This window comes from Enterobacter mori, assembly GCF_025244905.1.
Lineage (GTDB): Bacteria > Pseudomonadota > Gammaproteobacteria > Enterobacterales > Enterobacteriaceae > Enterobacter > Enterobacter mori_A.
The window spans coordinates 429,494-444,390 of record NZ_CP104285.1 but is presented as its reverse complement, the minus strand read 5'-3'; the positions used below and the strand labels follow the sequence as shown (position 1 = coordinate 444,390).

The 14,897-nt window shown below is 53.5% G+C and carries 20 protein-coding genes; 6 read left to right on the top strand and 14 right to left on the bottom strand.

All coding sequences use genetic code 11. The features are described from left to right. Nucleotides 1-14: 14 nt before the first annotated feature. On the bottom strand, nucleotides 15-1,424 hold the full coding sequence (cycA, locus tag N2K86_RS02160) for a D-serine/D-alanine/glycine transporter (RefSeq protein ID WP_260660302.1): 1,410 nt from the start codon (nucleotides 1,422-1,424) through the stop codon (nucleotides 15-17). 311 nt (nucleotides 1,425-1,735) lie between these two features. Beyond that, the gene (gene fklB, locus N2K86_RS02155) at nucleotides 1,736-2,356 is read right to left on the bottom strand and encodes an FKBP-type peptidyl-prolyl cis-trans isomerase (RefSeq protein ID WP_172411118.1); all 621 of its coding nucleotides are present in this window, start codon (nucleotides 2,354-2,356) and stop codon (nucleotides 1,736-1,738) included. Between the two features lie 232 nt (nucleotides 2,357-2,588). Between fklB and N2K86_RS02150 the strand changes: the two genes are divergently transcribed. Then, nucleotides 2,589-3,224: an OapA family protein gene (locus N2K86_RS02150; RefSeq protein WP_089599117.1), complete on the top strand. Its 636-nt coding sequence runs from the start codon at nucleotides 2,589-2,591 to the stop codon at nucleotides 3,222-3,224. Nucleotides 3,225-3,269: 45 nt separating this feature from the next. Here N2K86_RS02150 and N2K86_RS02145 read toward each other — a convergent pair whose 3' ends face one another. The 5 genes from N2K86_RS02145 to rpsF form a co-directional block, all read right to left on the bottom strand. After that, nucleotides 3,270-4,199: a DMT family transporter gene (locus tag N2K86_RS02145; RefSeq protein WP_260660301.1), complete on the bottom strand. Its 930-nt coding sequence runs from the start codon at nucleotides 4,197-4,199 to the stop codon at nucleotides 3,270-3,272. A 152-nt stretch (nucleotides 4,200-4,351) separates the two neighbouring features. Continuing rightward, the gene (rplI, locus tag N2K86_RS02140) at nucleotides 4,352-4,801 is read right to left on the bottom strand and encodes a 50S ribosomal protein L9 (RefSeq protein WP_003856039.1); all 450 of its coding nucleotides are present in this window, start codon (nucleotides 4,799-4,801) and stop codon (nucleotides 4,352-4,354) included. Between the two features lie 41 nt (nucleotides 4,802-4,842). Then, complete coding sequence (gene rpsR / locus N2K86_RS02135) at nucleotides 4,843-5,070, bottom strand: 30S ribosomal protein S18 (RefSeq protein ID WP_000135199.1); 228 nt, start codon at nucleotides 5,068-5,070, stop codon at nucleotides 4,843-4,845. Nucleotides 5,071-5,074: 4 nt separating this feature from the next. Continuing rightward, a complete protein-coding gene (gene priB / locus N2K86_RS02130) occupies nucleotides 5,075-5,389 on the bottom strand; it encodes a primosomal replication protein N (protein WP_008502895.1) in 315 nt (104 codons plus the stop codon). 6 nt (nucleotides 5,390-5,395) lie between these two features. Next, complete coding sequence (gene rpsF, locus N2K86_RS02125) at nucleotides 5,396-5,791, bottom strand: 30S ribosomal protein S6 (RefSeq protein ID WP_014068637.1); 396 nt, start codon at nucleotides 5,789-5,791, stop codon at nucleotides 5,396-5,398. A gap of 343 nt (nucleotides 5,792-6,134) precedes the next feature. Here rpsF and yjfY point away from each other — a divergent pair, with 343 nt between their 5' ends. After that, on the top strand, nucleotides 6,135-6,410 hold the full coding sequence (gene yjfY / locus N2K86_RS02120) for a DUF1471 family protein YjfY (RefSeq protein ID WP_010427445.1): 276 nt from the start codon (nucleotides 6,135-6,137) through the stop codon (nucleotides 6,408-6,410). Nucleotides 6,411-6,550: 140 nt separating this feature from the next. Here the strand turns inward: yjfY and N2K86_RS02115 are convergent, their stop codons facing one another. The 6 genes from N2K86_RS02115 to ulaA are packed head-to-tail and all read right to left on the bottom strand — an operon-like array spanning nucleotide 6,551 to nucleotide 10,958. Then, nucleotides 6,551-7,237 (bottom strand): L-ribulose-5-phosphate 4-epimerase, encoded by a 687-nt coding sequence (locus N2K86_RS02115; protein ID WP_260660300.1) that lies wholly within the window; start codon nucleotides 7,235-7,237, stop codon nucleotides 6,551-6,553. Beyond that, nucleotides 7,230-8,090, bottom strand: coding sequence for an L-ribulose-5-phosphate 3-epimerase (locus tag N2K86_RS02110; RefSeq protein ID WP_260660299.1), 861 nt, complete (start codon nucleotides 8,088-8,090; stop codon nucleotides 7,230-7,232). Before N2K86_RS02110 ends, N2K86_RS02115 begins: the two co-directional genes overlap by 8 nt. Nucleotides 8,091-8,099: 9 nt before the next feature. Next, complete coding sequence (ulaD, locus tag N2K86_RS02105; protein WP_023334265.1) at nucleotides 8,100-8,750, bottom strand: 3-keto-L-gulonate-6-phosphate decarboxylase UlaD; 651 nt, start codon at nucleotides 8,748-8,750, stop codon at nucleotides 8,100-8,102. 12 nt (nucleotides 8,751-8,762) lie between these two features. Continuing rightward, nucleotides 8,763-9,230 carry a PTS ascorbate transporter subunit IIA gene (gene ulaC / locus N2K86_RS02100; RefSeq protein WP_013095304.1) on the bottom strand — a complete coding sequence of 156 codons (468 nt, stop codon included), beginning with the start codon at nucleotides 9,228-9,230 and terminating at the stop codon, nucleotides 8,763-8,765. Nucleotides 9,231-9,239: 9 nt separating this feature from the next. Then, on the bottom strand, nucleotides 9,240-9,545 hold the full coding sequence (gene ulaB / locus N2K86_RS02095) for a PTS ascorbate transporter subunit IIB (protein WP_000218355.1): 306 nt from the start codon (nucleotides 9,543-9,545) through the stop codon (nucleotides 9,240-9,242). 12 nt (nucleotides 9,546-9,557) lie between these two features. Beyond that, nucleotides 9,558-10,958: a PTS ascorbate transporter subunit IIC gene (gene ulaA / locus N2K86_RS02090; protein ID WP_260660298.1), complete on the bottom strand. Its 1,401-nt coding sequence runs from the start codon at nucleotides 10,956-10,958 to the stop codon at nucleotides 9,558-9,560. Between the two features lie 358 nt (nucleotides 10,959-11,316). Between ulaA and ulaG the strand changes: the two genes are divergently transcribed. Both ulaG and ulaR read left to right on the top strand, forming a co-directional pair. Next, nucleotides 11,317-12,381 (top strand): L-ascorbate 6-phosphate lactonase, encoded by a 1,065-nt coding sequence (gene ulaG, locus N2K86_RS02085; protein WP_260660297.1) that lies wholly within the window; start codon nucleotides 11,317-11,319, stop codon nucleotides 12,379-12,381. 110 nt (nucleotides 12,382-12,491) lie between these two features. Beyond that, on the top strand, nucleotides 12,492-13,247 hold the full coding sequence (ulaR, locus tag N2K86_RS02080; protein WP_260660296.1) for an HTH-type transcriptional regulator UlaR: 756 nt from the start codon (nucleotides 12,492-12,494) through the stop codon (nucleotides 13,245-13,247). On the opposite strand, the gene yjfP is transcribed toward ulaR, so the two are convergent. Then, a complete protein-coding gene (gene yjfP / locus N2K86_RS02075; RefSeq protein WP_260660295.1) occupies nucleotides 13,244-13,966 on the bottom strand; it encodes an esterase in 723 nt (240 codons plus the stop codon). The genes ulaR and yjfP overlap by 4 nt on opposite strands. 138 nt (nucleotides 13,967-14,104) lie before the next feature. Between yjfP and bsmA the strand changes: the two genes are divergently transcribed. Both bsmA and yjfN read left to right on the top strand, forming a co-directional pair. After that, the gene (gene bsmA / locus N2K86_RS02070; RefSeq protein WP_071985399.1) at nucleotides 14,105-14,434 is read left to right on the top strand and encodes a biofilm peroxide resistance protein BsmA; all 330 of its coding nucleotides are present in this window, start codon (nucleotides 14,105-14,107) and stop codon (nucleotides 14,432-14,434) included. A gap of 148 nt (nucleotides 14,435-14,582) precedes the next feature. Beyond that, on the top strand, nucleotides 14,583-14,858 hold the full coding sequence (gene yjfN / locus N2K86_RS02065; protein ID WP_139157912.1) for a DUF1471 family protease activator YjfN: 276 nt from the start codon (nucleotides 14,583-14,585) through the stop codon (nucleotides 14,856-14,858). Nucleotides 14,859-14,897: the final 39 nt, after the last annotated feature.

Genomic DNA, 14,897 nt, shown 5'->3' with positions numbered 1-14,897 from the left:
TTGCCGTTTTGCTTTTACCTTACGCCTGCCATACGTTTCTTACCGATAAACAGCCAGCCAAGCCCCAGCGCGATAAACCACAGCGGCGTGACGATCAGCGCCTGACGGGTATCATCTTCCAGCGTCAGCAGTACCAGCACGAAGACGAAGAACGCCATGCACACCCAGCACATCAGCTTGCCCAGCGGCATCTTGTAGATCGATTTCTCATGCAGGTGCGGACGACGTTTGCGGTACACTAGGTATGAACACAGAATGATGGTCCAGACGAACATAAACAGGATCGCAGAGACCGTGGTGATCATGGTGAACGCGCCGATCACGCTTGGGTTGACGTAGAGCATCACCACACCGCCCAGCAGGCAGATGCAGGAGAAGGTCAGCCCTTTCGCCGGTACCGCACGTTTAGACAGCTTGGCGAACGCGCTCGGCGCAACGCCTTCCTGCGCCAGACCAAACAGCATACGGCTGGTGGAGAACACGCCGCTGTTTGCAGATGAAGCCGCTGAGGTCAGCACCACGAAGTTAATCAGGCTCGCGGCAGCAGGCAGGCCCACCAGCACGAACAGCTCAACGAACGGGCTCTTGGTTGGCACCACCGAACTCCACGGCGTCACGGACATAATCACGATCAGTGCGAACACGTAGAACATGATGATACGTACCGGAATGGAGTTAATGGCGCGCGGCAGGGATTTCTCCGGATCTTTGGTTTCCGCAGCCGTGGTGCCCACCAGCTCAATCCCGACAAACGCAAACACCGCTATCTGGAAGCCTGCAAAGAAGCCGCTAAGGCCTTTCGGGAACCAGCCGCCGTCATTCCACAGATGGGTAAATGATGCCTGAACGCCGGTTGGCGACTGGAAGTGCGTCAGTACCATCACCAGACCCACAACAATCAGCCCTACGATAGCGACGATTTTGATCATCGCGAACCAGAACTCCATCTCACCGAACATTTTCACGGTGGCAAGGTTCAGGCTCAGCAGCAGGACAATCACCGCCAGCGAAGCCACCCAGTCCGAAAGGCCGGGGAACCAGAATTGCGCGTATGCCGTGATGGCGACAACGTCAGCCATACCGGTGACAACCCAGCAGAACCAGTAGGTCCAGCCGGTAAAATAGCCCGCCCATGGCCCCAGAAGGTCGGAAGCAAAGTCGCTAAAGGATTTGTATTCGAGGTTCGAGAGCAGCAATTCACCCATTGCGCGCATCACGAAGAAAAGCATGAAACCGATGATCATATAAACGAAGATGATTGACGGCCCGGCAAGACTGATGGTTTTGCCTGACCCCATAAACAGCCCGGTACCGATGGCACCCCCGATAGCGATAAGCTGAATATGACGGTTTGTGAGATTGCGCCGTAGCGACTGTTCAGACGACGCCTCTTCGTCGGCGACGACTTTGACCTGATCTACCATGTGATATTTTCCTGTTTATGCCTGTCTGTGTTGTTAAGGCTCTTCTGGCCTTTAAATACGTCAAAGAATGACGGTCCCTTGTAAGGGCTAATCGATATTAGGTAAGAATCGGCGGGATGAATACTATGATTTGAATATTATGTTAATAATATGTTGAAAGTGAGTGTCATATCACTCATACAGCGCGAAACAGCTCACAAAAATACACGCAACAGTTTCGTTTGCAAGATAAAATGTTGATTACGTCGTAACTATAGGTTTTATCACTATTTTCCTCTCCCCGAGCGGGGAGAGGAAATAAGAAAAGCCGATTACAGGATTTCCAGCAGCTCGACTTCAAAGACCAGAGTGCTGAATGGCGGAATGGACGCGCCCGCGCCACGCTCGCCGTAGGCCAGGTTCTGAGGAATGGTCAGCTCCCATTTGGAGCCCACTGGCATCAGGGTCAGCGCTTCGATCCAGCCCGCGATTACGCCGTTAACCGGGAATTCAGCCGGTTCGCCGCGTGCAACAGAGCTGTCGAACACGGTACCGTCGATCAGTTTGCCAGTGTAGTGAACGCGAACGTGGTCGGTGCGTGCCGGGATCGCGCCGTCGCCCTGGTTGATCACGCGGAACTGCAGGCCCGATTCGGTGCTGTTCACGCCTTCGCGCTCACGGTTCTCTTCCAGATATTTCACGCCTTCTGCTGCCATCTCTTCGAAGCGCGCGCGACGTACGGCGTCAGCACGTTCGTGAATTTCACGCAGCGCACGGTGCACCACGTCGACCGGAACAGCCGGATGATTGCCTTCCAGCGCGTCAGCGATACCCGCCACCAGCGCTTCCGGTAACAGACCTTCCAGGCCGGATTCGCTCAGCTGCTGTCCTACCTGCAAGCCGATGCCGTAGCTTGCCTGCGCTTCGATAGTGTCAAAAGTCGGGGTGGTCATGGGTTTTCCTTCCATCACATTTAAAGTAGCGGGCAGCATATCAGCCATGCCCTTATGGGTAAAACTTTGTCTTAAGTAAAGGTGACAAACTGCCGCGAAACAGAAACAATAGAGCCAGTCAGGATTTTCCCAAATATGTGTCACGAAAGCTGGCTTTGTTACGCCCATCAGGCAGTTAGCAAACTACACTTCTCAGGACAGGATAAAAAAGACGCGGAGCAGGAGGAGAGCCATGCCCGGGCGATTTGAACTGAAACCTACCCTGGCGAAAATCTGGCAGGCGCCAGACAATTTTCGCATTATGGACCCGCTGCCCCCTATGCACCGCAGAGGCATTATCATTGGCGCGCTACTGGTAATTGTGGGCTTCCTGCTTCCTTCTGGCGGCGACGACGTTGATACCGCGCCGGTGACCCGCAATGCGCAGTTGGATATCCAGTCGCAAACGCGACCGCAGCCGGACGCGCAGCCTATGCAGACGCAGCTGGTGACGCCATCCAACGATCCGGGCCAGGTCGCACCTGTAGAGCCTGAACCCGTTCAGGAAGAACAACCGCAGGAGCAGGCCGCTGCGCCACAGGTTCAGCAACCGACAGGCATTGAACAGCAATGGCGTTCCTATCGCGTTGAGCCGGGTAAAACGCTCGCGCAGCTGTTCCGCGACCACAACCTGCCTGCTACGGATGTCTATGCTATGGCGCAGGTGGAAGGCGCAGGCAAGCCGCTGAGCAATTTGCAAAATGGACAGATGGTGCAGATCCGCCAGAACGCCAGCGGCGTGGTAACCGGACTCACGATTGATACCGGAAATGGTCAGCAGGTGCTGTTTACCCGTCAGACCGACGGCAGTTTTATTCGCGCACGCTAGTTCTGTAGGCCGGGTAAGGCGTAGCCGCCACCCGGCACACTGTTCTCAGGCACTCCGCTTGTTCACCCACCAGATCCCCGAACAGACCAGCACCAGCGCAATCGCATATTTGATATCCAGAATATTTTCCCCAAGGAAAATGGCGGATAATACCGTACCTGCCACCGGCACAACGAAGTTAAACGGCGCAATCATACTGACGCGGTTTACTTTCAGCAGCACGCTCCATAGCGCAAAGGCGACGGATGAGAGCAGCGTCAGATATCCCAGCACGGCGATGGCCTTCATGCTGTGCACTTCCAGCGTTCCGCCTGTCGCATATCCGCCACCCACCAATACCAGTCCACCGATAGCCAGCTGCCAGCCGGTCATCACCGTGGGGTCGACGGTCTGGGAGATGCGCTTTCCGTATAGCGTGGCAGCGGAGAGAATAAAAGCAGCCAGCACCACAAACCCGTCACCCTTCCAGACAAACCGGAAATCGCTTAACCCGCTGTGGAAGTTCACTAACATCACCCCGGCAAACCCGAGAATACAGCCCAGCGTTTTGTTATAGCTGAGTTTGTCGTTGTGGTAGATAAAGTGCGCCAACAGCACGCTGAAGAAGGTTCCAGTGGCGTTCATGATTGAACCATTCACCCCCGTCGTGTAGGCCAGGCCTATATAGAAGAACGTGTACTGAATAGTCGTCTGGGTCAGCCCGAGGAGGGTGAGCTGGCCAAACTGCGTGGGCGTAAGCCTGCCAATCGGTTTTCGCTGGGCCAATGCAAACAGCAGCAGCAACACACCGGCAAACAGGAATCGGTATCCGGCAAACACCACTTTCGATGGAATATCATCAGTTGCGATCTGGAAAAGCTCATAACCACTTTTAATGGCCGGGTAGGAGCTACCCCAGAGCAGACAGCAGAGCGTGGCGCAGGCATAGGCCACATTTCGGCGAGCAAAGACAGGCGTGGGCAGAGCGGTATCCATGACAAATCTCATAAATAAAATTGCGTTTCAATTTATTATCAGAGAATGCGACAGGAATAGCTACCATACAAGAAGAAATGATGAATTCTGGTCTCCCAGAAAAGCAAAACGCCGGCACAAGGCCGGCGCTTCGACGTGAGCAGAGTAAAAAATTACTCAGCTACTACGTTAACAACCAGTTTAGCGAACACTTCGCTGTGAACCTGGAAGTCAACTTCGTGCTCACCAGTGGTACGCAGAACGCCGTTCGGCAGACGAACTTCGCTCTTAGCCACTTTAACGCCTGCAGCAGTTACTGCATCAGCGATATCGCGGGTACCGATGGAACCGAACAGTTTACCTTCGTCGCCAGCTTTAGACGCGATGGTAACAGTGCCCAGTGCGTTGATTGCTTCAGCGCGAGCGTTAGCAGCCGCCAGAACGTCAGCCAGTTTGGCTTCCAGTTCAGCGCGACGTGCTTCGAAAAACTCAACGTTTTTCTTAGTAGCTGGAACAGCTTTACCCTGTGGAACCAGGAAGTTACGTGCGTAACCCGCTTTAACGTTAACCTGATCACCCAGGCTGCCCAGGTTTGCTACTTTATCAAGCAGAATAACTTGCATTACCTTATCCTCTTAAAGTCGTATTAATGGACCGTGCCCGATTACTGATGACGATCAGTGTACGGCAGCAGGGACAGGTAGCGAGCGCGTTTGATAGCGCGAGCCAGCTGACGCTGGTATTTTGCACGAGTACCGGTGATACGGCTTGGGACAATCTTACCGCTTTCGGTGATGTAGTTTTTCAGCGTTGCGATATCTTTATAGTCGATCTCTTGAACGCCTTCCGCGGTGAAACGGCAGAACTTGCGACGACGGAAATAACGTGCCATATGGCTAGTCTCCAGAATCTATCAAATCAATCTGCTCGGCATGCAGAACCATTTTGCTCAGGCCGTTCTTTGCCTTGTGGCAAGAGATGAACCCCTGAACGATTACTGCGCTACCGACCGTTAAACTGTGAGTAATGGCCTGGTTTTCGTGTCCGCTAATAATAACGGGCATTTGGCACCACGCCTGCCGGTGAAACCCGGCTTCCTCTTGCACAGAACGATGCTCAAGCACGAACTGGCAATGCGGAATTCCTGATGGACTGACCTTTCGAAGGGGAGCCCTGCATACGATGCCGGACAACGCCAGACGGTTGGTCATCAGAAATTACTCTTCAGAATCCCCAGCATCAGAATCATCTGCGGTTTCGTTTGCGAAATCATCGCGACGCTCACGGCGCTCGTCTTTCGCTTTAACCATCGGAGATGCTTCGGTAACTGCGTTTTTGGTACGCATAACCATGCTGCGGATAACGGCATCGTTGAAGCGGAAGGTAGTTTCCAGCTCATCGATCACTTCCTGCGGCGCTTCAACGTTCATCAGAACGTAGTGTGCTTTGTGCAGTTTGTTGATCGGGTAAGCCAGCTGACGGCGGCCCCAGTCTTCCAGACGGTGGATCGTACCTTCTGCACCAGTGATGGCAGCAGAGTAACGCTCGATCATACCCGGAACCTGTTCGCTCTGGTCAGGATGGACCATAAAAACGATTTCGTAATGACGCATCGAATTGCTCCTTACGGATTATTCAGCCTCCTGTCTGGGTCAGCCGAGGCCCGGGGAGGCAAGGAACGTGTTAAAGGTCGGCTGAAAAATTGACGCGTCATAATACTTGCGTGCCCCTGGAAACTCAAGCTGATTGCACAAATAATTCGCACAAAGCGCGAAGCGGGTCTAAGTCGGTGATTTAAAATTAATCACACCGAGAAGCGTTGTTTTTTTGAACAACACCATCAGAAATGGTCACTCATCGTGCAGCGATAAGCGATTACACTTTAATCAGAGACCATCTAAACCGAGAAGGAGCAGGACAAACCGTCACACAGCACGCAGTCGTGGAGCGCATATCATGAAAAAAATCGCATTAGCCATAATGGCGGCGCTTTTGCTCAGTGCAAACGCGATGGCAGCCATCAAGATAGACAGCCGACAGGCCAGAAACATGGATGATGTGCAAAGCTTGGGCGTAATTTACATCAATCATAATTTCGCCACGGAAAGTGAAGCAGATCAGGCATTAAACGAAGAAACCGATGCGCAGGGCGCAACCTATTACCACGTGATGTTAACCCGTGAGCCCGGCAGCAACGGCAATATGCACGCCAGTGCAGATATTTACCGGTAACGCTTTAACGCTAGCACCAGGAAAGCCAACAACGAGAACATAGCCATAGTTGACGTTGCCCCCTGCCCGGGGGCTTTTTTTTTGTGAATGGCTCCGGAATACCACCGGTTACAACTGTTTTGGTATTCCAGAGCACTTATTCACTTCTGCCCGTAATAGGCATTCGGGCCATGCTTACGCATAAAATGCTTATTCATCAGGTAATCATCAATGCTCTGAAGCTGTGGGTTAATGTCGCGGGCAATCCACGCCATTTTGGCCACCTCTTCCATCACCACGGCATTATGTACCGCGTCGTGAGCATCTTTACCCCAGGCGAACGGACCGTGCTGGTACACCACAATCCCCGGCGTATGCAGCGGTTCACTTTCGCCCAGCGTGTCGATAATCACCTTCCCGGTGTTGAGCTCGTACTCGCCTTCCACCTCAGCCTGCGTTAATGCGCGAGTACAGGGAATGTCGCCAAAGAAGTAGTCCGCATGCGTCGTCCCAAGTGCCGGTATGGGCAGCCCCGCCTGTGCCCATGCCGTCGCGTGCGTGGAGTGGGTATGCACCACGCCCCCAAGGGACGGATAACGCCGATACAGCGCCAGATGGGTTGCGGTATCTGATGAAGGCCGCCATTTGCCGTCAACGACACGCCCTTCAAGATCCACCACCACCATATCTTCAGCTTTCATGGTGTCATACGCCACACCGCTCGGCTTGATCACTACCAGACCTTGCTCGCGATCGATAGCGCTCACGTTGCCCCAGGTGAACGTGACCAGGCCATAGCGCGGCAGATCCATGTTGGCTTCAAAGACCTGCTGTTTAAGTTTAAGCATGTTCAGCCTCCAGCAACCCCGCCCGCGCCATACGTTCGCGCACCCAGTCCCGCGCTTTTGCCACTTCCGCGGCCGGGTCGTCAGACGTTTCGCTCCACATCTCAATCAGGTACGGCCCGCAATAACCTGTCTGTTTGAGCGTCTCGAAGCACCGTTCGAAATCCACCACCCCGGTGCCGAACGGAACATTTTTGAATACGCCTGGACGGGTATCTTTGACGTGCACCGCCACGATATGCCCTACGCCCGCCTGCAGCTCCATCTGCACATCGTTATCCCATGCCGACAGGTTGCCGATATCGGGATACAGCTGGAACCACGGGTTATTCAGATAGTGCGCATAGCCCAGCGCCTTGCTGATGGAGTTCATCAACGGGTAGTCCATGATCTCCATCGCCAGCGTGACCTGCGCGCGGCTTGCCATTTCAACGCTCTCTTTCAGACCGTCACGGAAACGACGGCGCGTTTCATCGTTGGCTTCCTGATAGTACACGTCATAACCCGCCAGTTGGATCACGCGGATACCCACGTCCTGTGCAAAGCGAATGGCTTTACGCATGATCGCCAGCCCCTGCGCACGCACGGCATCATCTTCGCTGCCGAGCGGAAAACGGCGGTGGGCACTCAGGCACATGGACGGCACGCGCACGCCCGTTTCTGCGATGGCACTCACCAGCGCCAGGCGCTGTTCTCGACTCCAGTCGAGGCGAGAGAGTCGTTCGTCTGTCTCATCCACGGACATTTCGACAAAATCGAAGCCCAGCTCTTTTGCCAGCTGTAACCGCTCCAGCCAGCACTCCCCCGCAGGGAGTGCCTTTTCATAGATGCCAAGCGGGACCTGTTTTGACAACATATCCGCTCCTTAGCCCCAAAGCTGAGCGATTGAGCGTTTGAACTGACGCGCCGCTTCCACCGGAGACGCCGCATCGCGAATACTACGACCGGCAATAAAGACGTGAATTGGAATACCCTGGAACAGCGGCAGATCTTCCAGCGCCAGGCCGCCGGTGACGGTCACTTTGAAGCCCATATCCGCCAGACGTTTGATGGCGCTGATATCCGCTTCACCCCACGCCACGCCTGCGGCCTGCGCATCACGACTGCGGTGATACACTACCTGCTGAATGCCCGCGTCGCGCCACTCCTGCGCCTGCTCCCAGGTCCAGAAGCCGGTCAGCTCAATCTGCACGTCGCCGTTAAACTCTTTTGCCACGTCCAGCGCGCCTTTGGCGGTGTTGATATCCGCACAGCAGATCACGGTGACCCAGTCGGCATTGGCTTCAAAGCACATGCGGGAGAGGATTTTACCTGCATCGGCGATCTTGGCATCCGCCAGCACAATTTTATGCGGATAGAGCGCCTTCAGGTCGCGAACGGCGCGCACACCCTCGCCCACGCACAGAATGGTACCCACTTCGATGATGTCCACCTCTTCCGCGATCAGGCGGGTAGTTTCGTAAGCGTGGGACAACGTTTGGTTATCCAGCGCAACCTGCAACATTGGTAATGACATGTTCAATTCCTCTTAGACTGCCGCCGCAGTGGCGTTATCAATTAAATCCAGCACTTCCTGCTCGGTACGGCAGGCGCGTAAACGGTCAAAATTGGCTTCGTCATCAAACAGATTGACGATCTGCATGATGCCCACCTCCTGGTGGGTGTTGGCATCCACGGCGGCCATGGTGATCAGGATGTCGACCGGGTCGTTATCTTCATGGTTAAACACCAGCGGCGTTTTCAGCGTCACAAGAGCAAAGCCGGTTTTTTTCACGCCTTCTTCAGGGCGGCCGTGCGGCATCGCCAGGCCTGGTGCAATCACAAAGTACGGGCCGTGCTGCGCCACGCCATCCAGAATGGCCTGGTAGTAACGCGGCTCGACAACGTCAGCCTTAACCAGCAGATCCACGCTCAGCTTCACCGCTTCCTGCCAGGTGCTGGCCTCAGCCTGTAAAAGGATGGAGTTATTCTCTGCCAGCGAATCACGTAGTTTCATGTTTCGTCCTTACTTCACGTCTTGAGGGAAGTGCTCTTTGATCACTTCCAGCAGTTTTGGGCCGAAATCCGCAGGCGAAAGCATGTTGCGCACGCCCACCACATATTTGTTGCCCGTCACGGTGATTTCACCGGCGATGTGGGTAGAAGCGATGATGATGTCTGCGCCGTTCAGCTCGCTTTTGTATTCGCCCACTGCGCAGCTGTTTACCGTGTGGTCGATGTTTGACTGGGTTAAAAACTGGTCCACTTTCATCTTCATGATCATGGAGCTGCCTTGCCCATTGCCACATACAGCCAGGATACGTACGGTCATAATCGAAACTCCTTAATGAGCAGACACTTCTGCTGTTTGTTTTTCCGCGTCTTCTTCAGCTCGCAGCGAACGGCCAGCGAAGAACATATAAGCCAGAGCAATCAGGATGATGACGGCCATAAAGACCAGCCCGACGGAGGCAAAGCCCTGCATCATCGGCGGTGCCAGAATTGACCAGTCCGCCATGCCCATCCAGGCGCTCATACCGGTGAGCTTGACCGCCCACACGCAACCGAAGATTTCCACCATGCCCATGACCAGGCAGATCTTGAGCGCCGCACGCCAGCCGCCGAAGTGGTTAGCGAAGACGCCGATGGTGGCGTTGGAGAAGAACATCGGGATAAAGCCTGGAATAATCAGGATTGAGGAGCCGCAGCCGACCAGGATGCCCACCGCAATCAGCTGGCCGATGGTGCCCCACATAAAGCCCCAGACCACCGCGTTTGGCGCGAAGCTGTAGATAGCGGCACAGTCAATTGCCAGTACCGCTCCGGGGATCAGGCGTTGGGAGATACCGTTGAAGGCTTCCGACAGCTCGGCGACGAACATACGCACGCCCTGAGTGATGATGAAAATGGCCACCGCGAAGGAGAAGCCGGTCTGCAGGATATAGACCGTCCAGTGGGTTTTACCCGCCATCGCCTGAACAACGTCAATCCCAAAGGAGAGCAGAATGGCGCCGAAGAAGATGGTCATCACAATCGCGGTAGAGACGATGTTGTCGTGGAAGATATTCAGCCAGCCCGGCAGCTTAAGATCCTCAACGCTTTCTTCTTTTTTGCCCAGGTATGGCGCAACTTTATAGGCAATCCAGGAGGCGAACTGCTGCTGGTGGCCGATAGAGAAGCCACAGCCGTCGGTCACTTCCTGGGTTGGCTTGTACATCATGTTGGAGGTGATGCCCCAGTAGAGCGACACCATCACCGCGGTGCAGATGATCGTGGTCCACATCGGGTAGCCGAAAATATAGAGGGAAACCGCGATCAGCCCCGCCTGCTGGAACATGATATGTCCCGTCAGCATGATGGTGCGAATGCCGGTAATGCGGCGCAGCAGAACGTAAATGATGTTCAGGGCCAGCGCGAGCAGAACTGCATAACCCACCCAGCTATAGGCATCACCCATGCGTTCAATGGTAGCCATCATGGAGGCGTAGGTATCAGAGATAGCGCCGTTAATGCCATACACTTCCGACATTTTGGCGACGACCGGCTTGAAGGTGCTGGTCAAAATGCCTGAACCCGCCTGCAACAACATAAAACCAATAATGGTTTTGATGGTGCCTTTGATAATCACGCTGACGCTTTTTCGCAGCAGGATATAGCCCAGGCACGTCACGATACCCAGCAGCAGCGGGGCGTTGGTCATTACCTGATTAAAGAACACGGTAAAGACGTTGTAGAGGATCTCCATAACTCTCTCCAGAAATGAGAACACGAGGGGCAATCCCTGTGTGGTTGGTGCCATCACTCTAGTAATCACAAATAATCACCACAAGATTGGATTTGATTATTTGTGACGTATCACGCAAATTATTTCCATGGTGTTAGTAATGATTTTCACTACCGTACGTGAAAAATGAATTAACCTTTATAATTCATGCAATTAATGATTATTACGGGATAGTCTAACAAGGGAAAAGCGCAGAATCCGTGAAGTCGAACAGATAAAATTCACCATATCCACCATTGCAAAACGCGTCAAATGATGCCAGCATTAATCACAACAAATCACATTGTGATTACTTTTGATTAAACCAGGAGTCAAAACGATGAGTAAAGTGAACACCATCACCCGTGAGTCATGGATTCTGAGCACCTTCCCGGAATGGGGTAGCTGGCTGAATGAAGAGATCGAGCAGGAACAGGTTGCTCCTGGCACATTTGCAATGTGGTGGCTGGGCTGTACCGGTATCTGGCTGAAATCTGAAGGTGGCGCCAATATCTGCGTCGATTTCTGGTGCGGCACCGGTAAACAGAGCCACGGCAACCCCCTGATGAAAAAAGGCCATCAGATGCAGCGCATGGCGGGCGTGGAAAAACTGCAGCCGAACCTGCGTACTACGCCGTTTGTGCTCGATCCGTTTGCGATTCGTCAGATCGACGCCGTCCTCTCTACTCACGATCACAACGATCATATCGACGTGAACGTGGCGGCAGCGGTTATGCAAAACTGCGCGGACGATGTACCGTTCATTGGGCCGCAGACCTGTGTGGATCTGTGGATCGGTTGGGGCGTGCCGAAAGAGCGCTGCATCGTGATGAAACCGGGCGATGTAGTAAAAATTAAAGACACTGAAATCCACGCGCTGGATGCCTTTGACCGTACAGCATTGATCACCCTGCCTGCCGATCAGAAAGCGGCAGGCGTGCTGCCAGATGGTATGGACGAGCGTGCGGTGAACTACCTGTTCAAAACCCCTGGCGGTTCTCTGTACCACAGCGGTGACTCCCACTACTCCAACTACTATGCGAAGCACGGTAACGAGCACCAGATCGACGTGGCGCTGGGCTCCTACGGTGAGAACCCGCGCGGCATCACCGACAAAATGACCAGCGCCGATATGCTCCGCATGGCGGAAGCACTGAATACAAAAGTGGTTATTCCGTTCCACCACGATATCTGGTCAAACTTCCAGGCAGACCCGCAGGAAATCCGCGTGCTGTGGGAAATGAAAAAAGACCGCCTGAAGTATGGCTTCAAGCCGTTCATCTGGCAGGTCGGTGGCAAGTTCACCTGGCCACTGGACAAAGACAATCTTGAATATCACTATCCACGTGGTTTCGATGATTGCTTCACCATTGAGCCTGACCTGCCGTTCAAGTCCTTCCTCTGATTGTGAAGTCAAATCGCCAGACCTTGTGTCTGGCGATGTCATATTTATTTTAGTAATTTCACGCTATTTCAAATATCATCTTTTCAAATCAATTCTTATCGGAATAGCTCATGACGGAAGCGCAACGGCATCAAATTTTACTGGAACTCCTGGCGCAAACAGGGTTTATCACCGTTGAGAAAGTAATCGAACGTTTAGGCATTTCTCCGGCAACCGCCCGACGGGACATCAACAAGCTGGATGAAAGCGGTAAGCTGAAAAAAGTCCGTAACGGCGCGGAAGCCATTAGCCAGCAGCGTCCGCGCTGGACGCCGATGAACATTCATCAGGCGCAGAACCACGATGAAAAAGTGCGGATTGCCAGAGCAGCATCACAGCTGGTCAACCCTGGCGAAAGCGTCGTGATCAACTGCGGCTCCACGGCGTTTTTACTGGGGCGGGAGATGTGTGGCAAACCGGTGCAAATCATCACTAACTATTTGCCGCTGGCCAACTATCTCATTGATCAGGAACATGAAAGCGTAGTGATCATGGGCGGCCAATACAATAAGAGCCAGTCCATTACGCTCAGCCCACAGGACAGCGAAAACAGCCTCTATGCCGGGCACTGGATGTTTACCAGCGGCAAAGGCCTGACGGCGGATGGCTTATATAAAACCGATATGCTAACCGCGATGGCGGAACAAAACATGCTCAACGTCGTGGGAAAACTCGTTGTGCTGGTCGACAGCAGCAAAGTCGGTGAACGCGCAGGCATGCTGTTCAGCCGCGCAGAACAGATCGACATGGTGATTACCGGCAAAGGGGCTAACCCGGAGATCCTCCAGAAACTGGAAGATCAAGGGGTCAAAATTCTTCGGGTTTAAAGGTACTGGCGAAAAAAGTTCACCGTAGCATCCAGCGCCGTCGGCGTAATACGGTGACGAACGCCCGCCTCCCAAAGGCAGGTTAAATTGCCGTCCAGCCCGTCATTCTTTAACGCCTGCTGTAAACGGAAAGTTCCGTCAGGCGGAACCACATCATCCGCATCGCCATGCCACAGCAGCAGCGGGCGATTGGCCAGGTTCGGTAATGCATGGGTGACGTCCCACTCCGCCAGCGCCGCTTCGATATCTTCCGGGTTCTGCGAGGGAAACAGCGTCTGCGAGAGCGAAGAGAAGTAGCCCGACCCCATCAGACAAGCAACGGACTTCACTTCTGAATGATGCGTCATGATCCCCAGCGCCGTCATGCCCCCCATTGAAGCCCCAGCGACCGCCAGGCGATCGTTCTCCACCAGCCCGGCCTCAAAAAGCGCATCGCGCAGCCCTGCGAATTCCGTCAGGCTACCGTGCAAGATTTGCCAGAACTGGCCGAGCCGCGCCTGCTCGTTGCCCGAAAATCGCGAGCCATGATCCGGAGCATCCGGCATAACAACGCGGAATCCAGCCTGCGCCAGCGCCACGGCAAAATAGCTATAAACCAGTTTTGATGAGGTAAACCCATGATAAAAAACCACAACTGGCAGCGGCTGCTCACTTTTTCCGGTGGGGAAAGCATGTAATATTTCGCGGTCACCGAGGCGTCGCGTTTCGAGTTCAATCATTGTCGGTCCTGTAGTGATGAATGATTCATAATGTTTGAGAGCTGGATTACGGTTTCTGGATATTTTCATTCGAAATCTTCGCCTCAGATAACACTTCGGGAACATTCCCCCAAAACTAAATTTACAGGCAACTACACTATGGCTATCAGGAAACGAGATATGGTTATGCGCAGGTTTGCTGCTTTATTGTTTGTGTTTCTGCTCAGTGGCTGTAGCGCGCTGCAGGGAACACCGCAACCCGCTCCGCCGGTCGCCGATCACCCACAGGAAATTCGTCGTAATCAGACAGAAGGATTACAGCGAATGGGCACTGTCTCCGCGTTGGTTCGCGGTTCCCCGGATGACGCGGAAGCATCTATTGAAGCACAAGCCGCCGCCGCCAAAGCAGATTATTACGTCATCATTATGATCGACGAAACCATCATTACGGGACAATGGTACTCGCAGGCGATTTTGTACCGTAAGTAGTGGCGATCATTTGAACGACATTTACACTGCTTTGCGTCCATAGACATTTTCCTGTCCACAATAAACTCCATGCCTGCACCAATGGAAGTGAGTTTATTTGCGAAGGATTGCCCGGCGGATACCGGAGACATGTGAAATGGAGCTGACGATGAAACGAACTCTTGCCTTGACCACACTGTTGCTCTCAGCAGGCCTTGTGAGCACAACCGCACAATCAGCTGAATTCGCCAGTGCTGATTGCGTGACTGGCCTGAATGAAATAGGCCAAATCTCCGTGAATAACATTTCGGGGAGCCCGCAAGACGTTGAACGTGTAGTTGCATTAAAAGCCGATGAACAAGGCGCTTCCTGGTATCGCATAATCCAGATGCAGGAAGATAACCATGTCGATCATTGGCGAGTACAAGCCATCCTCTATGTTTAGCCCCTCCCGATAAAAGCCACTTAATTTTAGTGGTTTTTC